Source organism: Paraburkholderia haematera, from assembly GCF_905220975.1.
Lineage (GTDB): Bacteria > Pseudomonadota > Gammaproteobacteria > Burkholderiales > Burkholderiaceae > Paraburkholderia > Paraburkholderia haematera.
In genome coordinates, this window is sequence record NZ_CAJNBK010000003.1 from 325442 (window position 1) to 339016 (window position 13575).

Sequence of the window (13575 nt, forward strand, 5' to 3'; positions counted from 1 at the left end):
TTCGATAACTTTCTTTTGTGATGTCGCTATACGCTCCCTGGTGTATCGAGGCATCGTATGCCACATACCTGATCGGAGATTTTCGTTGCCCCCATGTATACGACGATGCCGGCCGAAAATGTTGGTCCTTCATCTGTCTTAACAGACTTATCGTACAGATAGTAGGTATACCCTGCTCTAGAGAATCGAATATGCGCCTCCCCTCCACCGGAATATGGAGTACTAGAGAAATAAAAAACCTTCCCCTTACGAGCACGACTTTCAGAAATCTCAAAATTTACTTTATTGGCGACAGCGCTACGGCAGGAAAGAGTGCCGACATCTTTAGATTCACATAGCGACGAGAATGATTTTTGCATTTCGCAAGTAAATGTTTCTGCCTCGTGTGCTTTGCACATTCCTTCAGCGTGAGCGCAGGACATCGCTACCAGGTTCGCCAACGTAATAATGGCAGTTATGTTTTTTTTCATGCAATTACTCCGCGGAGAAGCCCAAAAGAGAGGCAACACTGTTGAAGCGATAAAGTCTATCGCCATAGCCGTTTTGCCCACCGTTGACAATTTGTTTGACAACTTCAACAGTCCCAGTATCAGTAACGGAATTAAGATTGCTATGCGCCCAGAAGACAAATGCAGATCCGACTCTGTATTCTACATTTGAGGATACGAGCTCCGAGTTTGTGACAAAGTCTCGTATATCATCTGGAGACCGGCGATTGTGCTCGTCCCGAAACAATTGGTAGCCGGCCTTTCCAGTCACTTGTATGACTCCTCGCCCGCTATACTTGAACCCATCTCGGCTCGGTTCATCTCCGCTCCCCATCCTATTTGCGTCGACATAACTTAGTTATCGATGCCATCGATAGGGGAAACTGTTTTCATTCCTCGAAATGCTCGGGGGCTGATGGGCTGATAGGTCCCGGGGTCGCAGGTTCGATTTGAAATCACCTCCCCTCTCCTCTTTATATAAATCCCACTTGGCTCTCCTTGATACAATACATAATGATATTTACCAGAATCAAATTTCACATGCGTAAAATTTATGTTTCCTTCCGATATATCGCTGATCGAAAATAATTTTTTGGGCGGATATGGTTTTTCCGGATATTCAAGTTCAATATTTCCAATCCTGCCAAATCGATATTGAACGTATCCATTATCTGGCGAAATATTTCCTGAAGCGCAGACTGACATGACTTTCCCACCAATTTGACAGCTGAAATACACTTCCTCATGAGGTTGACAAAGCGTATTTTCGTCAGCCCCAGCTTTGACATCAAATAAAATCAGTCCTGCGACAAAAATTGTCATTTTGATCGCATTCAATCCAAGTCCTACATTCAATTGAAATCTCCTCTGCCGTAGATCGCATTGAAATTGTTAACTCGTGCTGCATAACTATCTGTACTGAGGTTAACAATTGCAGTAATAGCATTCACCTGCGCGGCGGATGCTCCCTTATCCGCCTCTGCCGGAAGGTTATGACCAACCCAGAAATACGCGGCAGATCTTGCCGCGTATTTCGGCTGGACAAGGAGATCTGGGGATGTTTCAAAGTCAAGAACCTCCTGAGTCCACTCGTTTTGCAGAGACGCATGCCATCTTGTGAAGGCTCTGTAGTTTGCCCTTCCCGTAAGTTGCTTGAGGCCCCGCCCGCGATATCGCCAGCCATCGCCACTGGCGTAGTCGCCGTTACCCAGTTCAGTACGCCCACCATACGCTCCGTTAGCTATAGCTTCAAAGTCCGACTGATTCATACTTGTGCCGTCTGCCTTGATTGGCCTTACTTGATGGTAGCCGCGTGCATTCGCTTGATCGGGATGATGATGAAAATAGGAAAATGTCCCTATTAATGAACTTGCTTTCCAGATGAAACCCTCTTCGCGGCTGAGAGAAGATCCCGTTTCCTGCACCACTTGAGCAAAAAAATGAGTTCTTCTAAGTGGCGTGTCGAGTTTGTAGATATCAAGGTGGGTATTGAGTTCCTCGGCCACCTCTTGCAGCGCATCGCGGTTCGCGTGTGGGAAAAGCCGCTGCATCATGGCCAACGTAAACTGAAATTTTCCTTTACCAAAATTCCCCACCAATCCGATCGGATGAATATGGAAAACATCCGACCCAGGCAGATCAGTCAAGTGGCGCTTGACGTCATCCCACCAGACAAGCTTTTCGATCCGCTTCTGCTCCGCCTCATGCTGAGCCTGCGGGCCTGTCCGCTTTTCAATCTCCGCGATGAGTTGCTTCCACTTGTCTGGATTGGCCCACTCGCTCTCGTGCCTGATGATCAGCCTCGACATGCGCAAGGCGGTCCACGGGTTCTCCGCGGCGGCGCAGAGTTCATCCGCGGCTTTACTGCCATCTCCGGTCGGATATAACGCTCGATAGATTGATGCCATCAGCGGACTGAGTTTGGCGAGCGCTCCCGGCTCTGGCACGTTCGCGCCCATCGAATAGTCGACAAACGCTTTCGTGGTTGCAAACATCGTATGCGTGGGATCATGCGCGTCATCCAGGGGCTGGAAGTCCACCCACTTCTGCGCAAACTCGCGCGTCACCCGGCCACCCGCAAAGTTGTCCTCGCGCACCCATCCACTCATGTCCTTACCCAGTGTGTCCGCACTGTCCACATGCCACCACAGCTTCCGTCCGTCACTTCCTGCGGTGTTCTCCTTGGACGGGTTGTTCGGCTGCCGGGCTAGTTCGGCAAACGAAGCCACCTGGATCACACCCGTCTGCTTCGCGTCCTGTCCCTGCTGGTTTGGCAAGTTATATAGCGTGGTATTTTGGTCAACGCGCAGGATCGTCGGGGCGCTCGGCAGACCCAATTGCTGCCATCGGTCAGGATGCGCCCCGTTATCGGCAATCCACGCCTTTCCTTGCGTGATAAACGTCTTGATGCTGTCATCGCAGAACACTTCAATGTGGACCATGCGGTTCGAGCTCTGCTGGCTCAACGAGTCGTAGCGACCGAGATGGCCAATCAGGTCGCCAGCATTGATCTTCAGCGCCTCCGGCAGCACGACCACCTGGTCCAGCGACGAGTCAGGTATGACTTCCGTCACAACCGAGCCGCCGTGTTCCTTACCCAGAAAAATCCACCCGTTGGTGGCGACATCCGGAGAGACAAACTCGCCCGCAATCGGCGGATACAACGTTGCTCCATGGGCGTTCTTTATCTGCCCCCAGCCGTGCGCGCGCGTGCCGACGACGACCTGCGCCCCCTGTGGCAGAATGCCGAGGATGGTGCCGCTCGGGTAGCTTGCGCGTATCCGTAACCCCTTCCGTCCAGCTGACGCTGTCTGCCCGTTTGGCCCTGGATTCTGCGAATCCTGCGCAAATTCCGTGACCTTATATTCTTTCGACCAGTACGCGGGTCGGCTCAGCGTCGCATCACTCTCATAGTCCGCCAGATCCTGCAGGTGCACGTACAGGCTGTAGAACGTGAGCGTGGTGCCTTTTGGGAACTCCATCGAGTGACGCACCAGTGCGAATCCCGTGCTGTATGGCGCACTGATTGCCGACGCGCCGTTCTGAGCAGGTAGCTCGCTGACCGGATAGATGTGGTTCATTCGATAGGCAACCACGTGGCCGTCAACAATGCAGCGTACGCCGTATTTCAGGTCCAGTGACTTGCCCGCTCCGGCCTCAGTAACATGAATTCCACCGTGCCACATGCCCTTGCCGCTGACCGAATAGGAGCCCGTCGGTTCCTGTTTCAATACTTTGTAGAACTCGTGCTCATCGGTAAAGTCAGCGGATGAACCCGCGTTACCTTGCCCCTTCTTGCGAAACGGAAATGCGAAGCCAAGTTGCTTCAACCGATCGCTGGGTGAATTCTGCGGTGTCGAATCTGCCATGAGTGCGCCTATTCAGAAAAGCCGAAGTTCATATCTCCCTTCACATCCTTGAGGGGAGCGTCGGACCAACTGGGGAACGTGAAATTGCCACCCGCCGGGTCGGCGGTATTCAGGTTGCCCTTGATCTCGATTTGCCCGGTTGGACTCGCGATCTCGATCTTTCCGTTAGCGATCTTCACGTACGCACCAGAGCCGTCACCCAGCGTGACGCCCTTTGATCCGGTAATGATCACTTCGCCCGTTGATGAACTGACTACAACGTTCTTAAGTGCCATCAATTCCATCGCATCGCCTTGCGCCTGGATCTGCACCTTGCCTTTGCTCGCGAATATCCGGATGCCGAGCTTCGCGGCAAAGAGCGAAATTGCCTCACCCGCAGCGGCGGTGATGCGTTTGATCACGCCAATGTCGAGACCATCGCCGGCCGTCATGAACATCTGTTTGCGTGCGGCCAGTTGCAAGTGCTGGCCACTGGCAACGCCCACGCCCTCAGGCGCACTGGCGACGATCACCGGCTTCTGCAGTTTCGCGAGCTTCTGCTCGATCAGAGTGCGCTGCTGGTCCACTTCGGCCAACCACGCCTTTGCCGCATCGGCCGAACTGTTGAGCGAACGCAAAATTTCTGTGGCCTGCCCGAACGTGGCATCCGCGTCCTGCATGTCGAGCTGCGGGCCGGTCGCGTTGGGTTGAGCTTCTGCGGTAACCAGTACGCCTTTGCCACCCCGCATGGCGACATGGCCGCCGGTGCACAACTCGGCGCCTTGCCCCCGCTCCTTGCCGTCGCCATCGACCATATGCCCCAGATTCAGCTCGCTGGTCTGGAACGGCGTGGTCAGGTGGATATGCTCGTTGCCTTCCTTGTCCTCCATGCGCATCTCGTTCTGCGCGACGGTTCGAATCAGATTGCGAGTGTGGTTCAGGTTGTTAACCAGATCCGGATGCAAGCTGTCGTGCATCGCCCCGATAATCACGGGTCGATCCGGATCCCCATCCGTATGAATCACCGCCACTTCCGCACCATCAATCAGCGGAAAGTGATGCCCATAGTTGTCCCCGCTATACGGCTTCGCAAGCCGCACCGGCCGGCTCGTGCCACCCGGACTCCACGTGTCGAGGTCGAACGGCAGCTTGATCACATAGCAGCCTTCCTCCGTCAGATACGCCCTTGTGTAATCCCCGGGCGACGTAATGCGCGCCGGCAGAATACCGTTGATGACGGGCCGCGCCGCCGGAATGACCGGTGTACGCCAGACACAATCAGACGGGATCGCGGTAAACGTATTCGAATACGCCTGCCTGCGACCACCACTGGACGAAACGGAGACGACGAACAGCCCGTGCGGCGCATCGGAGAGCTGCTCGTCAAGGTTCAGCACCTCACCGGCCTCCAGCGCAAACGCATTGCCCTCGCCTTCGAAGGTAATCTGCTGCGCCAGATGCGCTTCGTGACGCAGTCGCGCAATGCGCCGTCCTTCTTCGGGCGTCTCGTAATGCTCGCCCCAACGGTAGTCGACAGCGTTCGTGGTCCTGTCGTCACGCGCGGCGTTCTGCTCGACGAGCAGCGACACACCGGCCTGACGATGGTTGTAATCGTTCAGCCGAATTGCCTCGGGCACGCGCCGCATGTGGCGCTCAATCGACCTGACGGACTCGCCCCCGGAATTGGCCAGCCCCGAGTGGCGCCGGAACGGCACGATGCGCTGGTTACGCGCATACGCATCAAGGTCATCGCCGAAGACGATGACTTCATGGTCCTTCGCCTGCTCGAAGCGAAACCAGATGCCTTCGTCAGCCGCAATACGCTGGATGAAGGCGAAGGTAGTTTCGTGGTACTGGGTAATGTATTCGTGACGCGTGTACTGCGCCCGCAGGTTGAACTTGAAGTCGACGCCCTCGCGATACCCGTAATGGCGCAATGTCTCCGTGATGATTTCCTGCACCGACTGCTTCTGGAACAGCCGGCTGGTCACCGTGCGGGCAAGATCAGCGATACGTGGCTCGATGAACAACCTGTAGCGCGTCTCGTCGGCAGACGCTTCCAGCTGGTCAAACTGCGTCACAATGCCGTGTACCGTACGTGCTGGCGGCATCTCGCTGAACTTCGACGCGTTCTCGCCAAACATCTTGCGCAGATAGTCGGCGTTAGGATCGATGGGGTCGATCACAAACTTCGCTGGCCGCCCCAGCACCTGGTCCATCGGAATGTCGGCGACAGAACTCGTGAACTCGATGTCGTAGTAGTACAGACGGCTGACACCTTCGTCGCCTGCGAACTTCAGTACCGAGAACGGCGCCGGATGCGGCGCGAGTTTCACCTCGTACGCCTGCGACGGCAGAACCATGGACCCCATCAACGACTCCCTCGAACACGTGTGACGTCAAAGACACCAAAGCCGGGACGCGAGCGTTCGCGTCCCGAAGGGTTACATCAGGTACAGCGGATCAGCTCTTCGCCTTGGGCATCTGCGACACCAGCGACAGTCCGATGTCCATCCCCTCCACCTGGAAGTGCGGGATGACGAACAGCTTGATGCGGAAGAAGCCCGGGTTGTCTTCGATGTCCTCGACCGTCACCTGCGCTTCGCGCAGCGGGTGCGATGCCTGAAGCTCGTCACCCGGATCCTTCATCTCGGTGACGAGACCCTTGACCCAGTTGTTCAGCTCGAGCTCAAGCAGACGGCGGTCCTTGGTGGTGCCAATGTTTTCGCGCTGGATCAGCTTCAGATAATGCGCAATGCGCGAGAGCAGGAAAATGTACGGCAGACGCGCGTTGATCCGACTGTTTGCAGTTGCTTCCTTGGTCTCGTACAGTGCCGGTTTCTGAGCCGAGTTGGCCGAGAAGAAGCACGCGAAGTCGTGGTTCTTGTAGAACGACAACGGGATGAAGCCGAGGTTGGCGAACTCGAACTCGCGCGTTTCTGGGATCAGCACCTCGGTCGGGATCTTGGGCTGGTAACCCGTACCGAGGTCGTACAGGTGAACCGGCAGGTCCTCGACCTTGCCACCCGCCTGCGGCCCGCGGATCTGCACGCACCAACCATTGCTGGTGAAGCTGCGCACCATGTTCGCGGCGAACGCAAACGATGCATTGACCCACAGATAGCGGTCGTGGTCCGGTCCCTTCACTGCCTCTTCGTAGTTAAACGTACGCACAGGCGTCGTATCCTTGCCGTACGGCAGACGACCCAGCACGCGCGGCATCGTCAAACCTACATAACGGGCATCGTCAGTATCGCGAAAGCTCTTCCACTTGATGTACTCAGCACGATCGAAGTAGTTGCCGATATCCTGGATCGCGGCCACCTCTTCCATCGACCGTTTACCGAAGAACGCCGGGCCAACGGAGCCGATGAACGGCATGTGCGCCGCCGCTGCCACCTTCGAGATGTTGCGCAGCAGACCGATGTCCTGCGGGGAGTTCGCGAACTCGAAGTCGCTGATCAGCGCGCCGATCGGCTGGCCACCCGGGGTGTCGTATTCCTCGACATACGTGAGGCGATACAGACCACTCTGGATGAGTTCCGGCGTGTCCTCGAAGTCACGGATCAATGCCTCCTTCGACACATCGAGCAGTTCGATACGCGCGTTCTTACGAAAATCCGTGCGGCTCACGAGCATCTTGAGACCGCGCCAGCGTCCTTCCAGCGCCTGGAATTCCGGCGTATGCATCACGGCGTCCAGCTGACGGCTGATCTTCCGGTCGAGCTGGCCGATGTGAAAATCGAGCAGCGATTTGTCCAGCCTGTCGACCGGCTTGCTGGCCTCACCCACCAGTTGCAGGAAAGCGCTCATGCCCCGCGCCAGCCGCTCGTCGGCCGACGACTCGGAGAGCAGGTCGTTATCCCGGAACGCTTCGAGCGGACGCGCCGCGCTCACGGGCTTGAGGTTGATCTTGCTGCACAGCAATTCATAGACGCTGTTGCCCTCCGCCAAAGAGACTTCCTTATGGGCGTCGAGCACAACCGTCTCGGTCGTGCCGCCTTGCTGGGATTCGTTACGTGACATGTTGGATCCTATCTCTACCGTCCCATCGGGACTCGCGTTGCTCGTTGTCCGGAATACAGTGAAGGCGACCTTGGCCTTATGCATGACCTTCTGGCTGCGTAGCCGCTGTGGCAATCTGCGCAAGTTCGCCGCGCAGTTGCTGCGAGAGTGCGTTGTCTTTCAGGATTTTTTCGAACTCGCGGCGGAACGTGCTGTTGTCGAGCAGGTTCGATTTCAGGTCGCGCAGCAGATTGCGCATCGCCAGCAGTGCCTGCAGTTCGGGAATCTGGCGTGCCACCTGCTCAGGCTCAAAGTCCTTCATCGACCTGAAGCTGAGCGAGGCCGGAAGCTCGGAGCCGTCCTCGGCGAGCGTGTTCTCGGCGCCCACCTTCAGTTGCGGCGCCAGGTCGGACAGCACAGCGTCGAAGTTGTTTTTGTCGATATTGGTCTTCCTGCGCTCCGCGAGCGGCGCCTGCTCCTTGCCCGCGCTGAAGTCCCCGGCGACAAGCAGCTTGAGGGGCAGCTCGACCTTCTTCTGCGCGCCGCCCGTGTGGAGATCTAGTGTGATCGAAACTCTTGATTTCGGAATTTCGCGCTGGAAGCTATCCATTTGTAGTCCTTGGTAAAAGGATGATCACCGTGATATCGCAGAAACGCGTTCCGTGCGACGCGGCGTCCTATTCGTCCCTCCCGGCGGCAGCTGCTTTCCGCTTTCGAATGACGCTTTCAGACACCCCATGGCGCGGCCCTCACTTATGCGATTGTTTTTAGTTGGACCTGCATTAAACACGGAATTCGACCACTAAGTCAAAGGGTCGCATTACTTAATATTTTAAATAAATGCAAATAATTGTTACGTTTTCTTATATTCATCTTATTTTCAAGATATCTCAATAGAACATCGCAACGTATTTCAACAAAAAATCAGAAGGCGCGCGCCAGTAGCGCCTGTACACTAAGACAATTCCAAATTTCAATAAAATTTTTATGAGATACGTTGGCTTAATAAATTGACACCTCAGACTTGACATCACGCAAATTAACTACGGGTTTACCAATTAAAAATATTTGATATAAAAATTTCCATGAAAATGTATACCGGCGTCATTCACAGCGTATAGAATCCGCAATCCATACCAAAGATAATCAGAGAAAACAACACTCATGCGGATCGACAAACCGCTCTGGCACGAAGGCCTGATCCTCAACCAGCAGCACTTCCAGCAGCAGGACCGGTGGACGGATTTCGTGCACCGGCAGTTCGCCTCGGCCGCGATCGCGGAGCCGTGGGGAACGCTCGGCGTGGATATCGACGAGGAGGCCCTGCCCAACGGGCGCCTAAAACTCACGCGCCTGAAACTTCGTTTTCCTGACGGTACGATGTTCGACACGTCAGTGAGCGACGCACTGCCTTCTGCACGCGATCTGACGCAAGGCCTGTCATCCGATACGCAAAGCGTCGTTGTGCTGGCAGCCCTGCCGCTTATGAATGCCACGGGCAGCAACTGCCGCTTCGACGAGACAACGCTCGCGCGACCACGCCGCTCGTATCGCGAGTTTGTGAAAGTCACCGATCTCAACGGCACCGGCGAAGCGGAGATCGCGGCCGAACGCCACGCAGTGCGGCTGCTGTTCGACTTCGAACAACACGCGGATGACACGGTCTGCGCGATCGCCCGTCTCACGCGTGGCACGGGTGGTCACTTCCAGTTGGATCAACATTTCGTGCCACCGTGTCTGACGCTGGCTGGTCACCCACTGCACGTCGAGCGGGCAAAGCGTCTTGCCGACATCCTGCAGGCAAAGAGCGCCTCATTGGGTTCGCGCAAGAGCGAGCGCATCGAGGCCGTTGCGGAGTACGGCGTCGCCGACGTGTCGCTGTTCTGGCTGCTCCACTGTATTCACACGCACTGGCCGCAACTTCGCTTCTTCGCTACGCACCCGAGCCAGCCACCCGAGCGTTTCTATTCGACGCTTGCCCAACTGGCGAGTGTGCTGATGACGTTCTCGACGGGCTCGCAACTCAACGATATCCCGGCGTACGACCACACCCGGGCCGACGAGATTTTCGCGAAACTCGAAACGACGATCCGCGATCTGCTCGATTCGATCATTCCGTCGCGTGTGATTTCGATCGACCTCACACGCAAGAGTGCGACCACGTGGATGGGCCAGATTCAGGACAAGCGGCTCGTCAACGGTGCGGATTACTACCTGTCAGTCAACGCAGCGGTTGCGCCGTTCGAACTGGTCGAGCAATTCCCGAAACTGTGCAAGATCGGCGCACCGGACGACATCGAGCACATCGTCAATTCCGCGCTTGCCGGCATTCCGCTCAAGGCGATCCAGCGCGTGCCGGCCGCGATTCCTGTGCGTCTGGATAACCTGTATTTCGCACTCGACCCAAGCGATCCGGCGCACGCACGGATGCTGGCCGCTCATGCCTGTCAGATCTATCTGCCAACAACGGTGGCGGATCCATCGCTTGAACTCTATGCGGTGCTGCGCGCATGACGACGATCGGTAACCTGAAGGAAGTCCAGTTGGTGGATGCACACCCTGCCGCACCCCGGGTAACCGGCTCCGGCATTCGCGACCTGCTGCGCGACACGGCGCTCCTCGTCAGCATGCTCAGGCAAGGCGGCAAGACCGAACCCTTGGAACAGTTGCGTCCGCACTGCGTGCAGCTGATGGGGGCGTTCTCCGCCGCACTCGAGCAGCGCGGTTTCGCCGCCGACGTGCGGGAAGATGCTCAATACGCCCAGTGCGGACTGCTCGACGAGGCCGTGCTCCGCTGTCCGTCAATAGCAGACAGGTCCAGTTGGGAGGCTCACCCGCTGCAGGTCGAGCAGTTCGGCAAGCTAGACGCCGGCGACCACGTCTTTGACCGGCTCACGGAACGTATGCGTGAGGCCTTACCCAATGTCGATCTGCTCGAATGTTATGCCGCTGTTCTCGGGCTCGGGTTCATGGGACGCTACGCGTCCCCCATGGGGACTTCCTTAGGGGCGCGCGAAGGCGAAACGAAGCGGGCGGCGTTGATGGCCACTCTCAATGCGCGGCTGGAGAACCTCCGACCTGCCGTCACACGGACGTTTGTCGCCGACCGCACCGGACGACGTATCTCAGACTGGTTCTATCGCCTCTCGCCGTGGGGGATCGCCGGACTCGGCTGTATCGTTGCCGCGCTGGTCTACCTGTTTTGGGGCCACACGCTCAATGCGCAGCTCGCGCATATGGTGTCGTCGGCACCTGCGATGAAGCCGTGATGTCCGATCTGCGTCTGGGGTATCCGTTTCGCGGGATGGTCGTTTTTGCGGCCATGCTGGCGCTTGCTCTGCTGCTCATGATCCTCCCGGTCAGCAGTGGACTCGCCTGGACGATCGCCGCAGGCGTGGTGCTGGTCACGCTCGTCGCAGTCGTCCTTAGTACGCTGCAACGCAATCGGGCCCGCGAGCAAAGCGCGCATGTGCTGGCCGCGCTAGGTGCCACGGCAGCCGATCTGCCCTTGAGTTTGCGCACACGCATGCCGCTGGTGCTGGTCACCGGAGACTCGCTCCCGGAACTGTTTGATCGCGGGGGTGACGAGGAGCGGCTGGTGCACGTCGGCGACGGGGCGATCTGGTTGCGGATCAACAACCCGCGCGACCTGCCCCAGGTCGGTGTTGCAGTGAAGCAGTGGCGCGACGGCCGCGCACCCGATGGCGTCGCACTGTCGATCGCGCCTGCCTTGCATGCCAGCGAAGACGCGCTGACGCAGGCACTACGTGTTGCGCGCCAGGCGGTGAGCGACGCATCACGAATGCTCGGCATGAGGTTGCCGGGCTACATAGCGATCTACCAGCGGCTGACTGCATCGCCAACGACGGCGACGGCGACGGCGACGGATCCCCCATGGTATGGCGTGTCGTCGGCCAGCATGCTGACTGACGCCTCGAAAGAAGTCCTCCTGGGTGGCGCCCTGAAAGGCGTCTCCTTGCGAGGCACGCAGCCGTTCGAAGCCGTGATGCGGGCCGCCGAAGCACAGGTCCAGCAGGCCGGGCGCGATCCTGTTCCTGCAGCGCGTGCTGCGGGTCTCGCATCGGTCATCGGCTGGACGCAGCGCATCGTGATCGGCTCGCTCGCTGACCGGCAGCAGCCGGCGGCACCCTGGGATTTATGGGGCATCGGCTGGATCGATTGCGGCCCGGCGAGCGATCCGTGCTCACCTTGGGCGCGGGACGTCCACGCGCACTCGCGAATCATGCCGCCGTCGATGGACGCCTCACCCGAGCCATGGCCACTGCCACAGCCGCTGATCGAAGCCATGCCGCGGCAGCGCTGGGTGTCGCCGCGTCTGGCTGCGTTCGCTCACGCGATCGCGCTGCTCGCCTGCGCTGGTGCTCTGGCCATCTGGGGTGCGGCAAAAAACAATCAGGCATTGCTCACACGCATCGGCGCCGATCTCGACCGCTTCACAATGATTCCCGCCGACCGTGACACCGCGCGCCGCGACGCATTGCAGGCTCTTGTCGCAGACCGTGACCAGATCGACCGTTACGCACGTCTGGGTGTGCCGCCGCGCCTTTCGTTTGGCATGTATCGCGGAGCGGCGCTCATGCCCGTGCTAAACGATGCGATCGCCTCGTATCAGGCACCGTCTCCGCTGCCATTCGTAGTGACGCTCGACAGCATGTCGCTTTTTGACAGTGGGAAAGCACAGCTCAGACCGGGATCGACCCGCGCGATGGTCGGCGCACTTGAAATGATCAAGGCGCGTCCGGACAAGCGGATTCTGGTCGCCGGACACAGCGATAACGTTGGCAGCGCCGATAGCAATCTGAAGCTGTCGATCGGGCGTGCCGGGGCCGTGCGCGACTGGCTGGTCGAGGCGTCGGGTATCCCGGTGACGCAGTTTGCAATCCAGGGCTACGGCGATACCCGTCCGATCGCAGGCAACCATACGGACGCCGGACGTGCGAAGAACCGGCGCGTCGAAATCACGCTAGTGCCGGACGCCCCGAAGGAAGTCCCCTTGAGGGATGCCTCGAAGGAAGGTTCCTAGCGGATGGACAGCCCCTTGAGCAAGACTTGAGCACCTCGCTCGACGCAGTTCGGACCCCGAAGCATGGCTTTGGGGCATTCGCGGTCCGGGGATCGACTCCGGACGATTGTTGAAGTCAAAACGAAGGAGAATGAAAAATGGCAATTCCGGCATATATGTGGATCAAGGACGATGGCGGCGCCGACGTCAAGGGTTCAGTCACGGTTCAGGGCCGCGAAGGCAGCGTCGAAGTGGTCGCGCTCGATCACAGCGTCAACATTCCCACCGATTCGAATACCGGCAAGCTGACCGGCACGCGCGTGCACGCTCCGATCACCTTTACAAAGGAAACCGACGCGTCGACGCCCTACCTGTACAAGGCCGTGACGAGCGGCCAGACGCTGAAGTCGATCGAGATCAAGTGGTACAAAATCGATGATGCGGGCAAGGAAAAGGAATACTTCAACACGAAGCTCGACAACGTGAAGGTCGTGGCGGTCAAGCCGAAGATGCTCGACATCAAGAACCCGGCATTTGAAAAGCACAACCACCTCGAAGAAATCGAACTGCGCTACGAGAAAATTACGTGGTCGTACAAGGACGGCAACATCATTCACGCCGATAGCTGGAACGAACGCTCGTAAGGTTCTCTGAAAGACTGGCACAAGCCACCTGATCCCCCGCATCAGGTGCGCGTCCGCCTCCTTTCGCC

At 57.8% G+C, this 13575-nt stretch carries 10 protein-coding genes; 4 read left to right on the forward strand and 6 right to left on the reverse strand.

Going from position 1 to position 13575, the window contains the following annotated elements:
* Positions 1-26 precede the first annotated feature (26 nt).
* The 6 genes from KHO23_RS08725 to tssB form a co-directional block, all read right to left on the reverse strand.
* The gene (locus KHO23_RS08725) at positions 27-470 is read right to left on the reverse strand and encodes a hypothetical protein (protein WP_211610604.1); all 444 of its coding nucleotides are present in this window, start codon (positions 468-470) and stop codon (positions 27-29) included.
* Positions 471-842: 372 nt separating this feature from the next.
* Complete coding sequence (locus KHO23_RS08730) at positions 843-1343, reverse strand: hypothetical protein (protein ID WP_211610605.1); 501 nt, start codon at positions 1341-1343, stop codon at positions 843-845.
* On the reverse strand, positions 1340-3856 hold the full coding sequence (locus KHO23_RS08735) for a chitinase (protein WP_211610606.1): 2517 nt from the start codon (positions 3854-3856) through the stop codon (positions 1340-1342). Before KHO23_RS08735 ends, KHO23_RS08730 begins: the two co-directional genes overlap by 4 nt.
* Positions 3857-3864: 8 nt before the next feature.
* On the reverse strand, positions 3865-6207 hold the full coding sequence (locus tag KHO23_RS08740) for a type VI secretion system Vgr family protein (protein ID WP_236066753.1): 2343 nt from the start codon (positions 6205-6207) through the stop codon (positions 3865-3867).
* 91 nt (positions 6208-6298) lie between these two features.
* Complete coding sequence (tssC, locus tag KHO23_RS08745) at positions 6299-7861, reverse strand: type VI secretion system contractile sheath large subunit (protein ID WP_211610607.1); 1563 nt, start codon at positions 7859-7861, stop codon at positions 6299-6301.
* Between the two features lie 76 nt (positions 7862-7937).
* Positions 7938-8450: a type VI secretion system contractile sheath small subunit gene (gene tssB, locus KHO23_RS08750; RefSeq protein WP_211610608.1), complete on the reverse strand. Its 513-nt coding sequence runs from the start codon at positions 8448-8450 to the stop codon at positions 7938-7940.
* A 554-nt stretch (positions 8451-9004) separates the two neighbouring features.
* Here tssB and tssK point away from each other — a divergent pair.
* From tssK to KHO23_RS08770, 4 genes are all read left to right on the forward strand, one after another.
* Positions 9005-10354: a type VI secretion system baseplate subunit TssK gene (tssK, locus tag KHO23_RS08755; protein ID WP_211610609.1), complete on the forward strand. Its 1350-nt coding sequence runs from the start codon at positions 9005-9007 to the stop codon at positions 10352-10354.
* Positions 10351-11109: a DotU family type IV/VI secretion system protein gene (locus KHO23_RS08760; RefSeq protein ID WP_211610610.1), complete on the forward strand. Its 759-nt coding sequence runs from the start codon at positions 10351-10353 to the stop codon at positions 11107-11109. The genes tssK and KHO23_RS08760 overlap by 4 nt, the downstream gene beginning before the upstream one ends.
* Positions 11109-12884: an OmpA family protein gene (locus KHO23_RS08765; protein WP_236066754.1), complete on the forward strand. Its 1776-nt coding sequence runs from the start codon at positions 11109-11111 to the stop codon at positions 12882-12884. Before KHO23_RS08760 ends, KHO23_RS08765 begins: the two co-directional genes overlap by 1 nt.
* A gap of 137 nt (positions 12885-13021) precedes the next feature.
* Positions 13022-13507 carry an Hcp family type VI secretion system effector gene (locus tag KHO23_RS08770; protein WP_211610611.1) on the forward strand — a complete coding sequence of 162 codons (486 nt, stop codon included), beginning with the start codon at positions 13022-13024 and terminating at the stop codon, positions 13505-13507.
* Positions 13508-13575: the final 68 nt, after the last annotated feature.

Excerpts from the sequence above, each read along its gene's own strand:
- KHO23_RS08725 (WP_211610604.1), bottom strand. The coding sequence starts at position 470 with ATGAAAAAAAACATAACTGCCATTATTACGTTGGCGAACCTGGTAGCG.
- KHO23_RS08735 (WP_211610606.1), bottom strand. The coding sequence starts at position 3,856 with ATGGCAGATTCGACACCGCAGAATTCACCCAGCGATCGGTTGAAGCAA.
- KHO23_RS08740 (WP_236066753.1), bottom strand. The coding sequence starts at position 6,207 with ATGGGGTCCATGGTTCTGCCGTCGCAGGCGTACGAGGTGAAACTCGCG.
- tssC (WP_211610607.1), bottom strand. The coding sequence starts at position 7,861 with ATGTCACGTAACGAATCCCAGCAAGGCGGCACGACCGAGACGGTTGTG.
- tssB (WP_211610608.1), bottom strand. The coding sequence starts at position 8,450 with ATGGATAGCTTCCAGCGCGAAATTCCGAAATCAAGAGTTTCGATCACA.
- tssK (WP_211610609.1), top strand. The coding sequence starts at position 9,005 with ATGCGGATCGACAAACCGCTCTGGCACGAAGGCCTGATCCTCAACCAG.
- KHO23_RS08760 (WP_211610610.1), top strand. The coding sequence starts at position 10,351 with ATGACGACGATCGGTAACCTGAAGGAAGTCCAGTTGGTGGATGCACAC.
- KHO23_RS08765 (WP_236066754.1), top strand. The coding sequence starts at position 11,109 with ATGTCCGATCTGCGTCTGGGGTATCCGTTTCGCGGGATGGTCGTTTTT.
- KHO23_RS08770 (WP_211610611.1), top strand. The coding sequence starts at position 13,022 with ATGGCAATTCCGGCATATATGTGGATCAAGGACGATGGCGGCGCCGAC.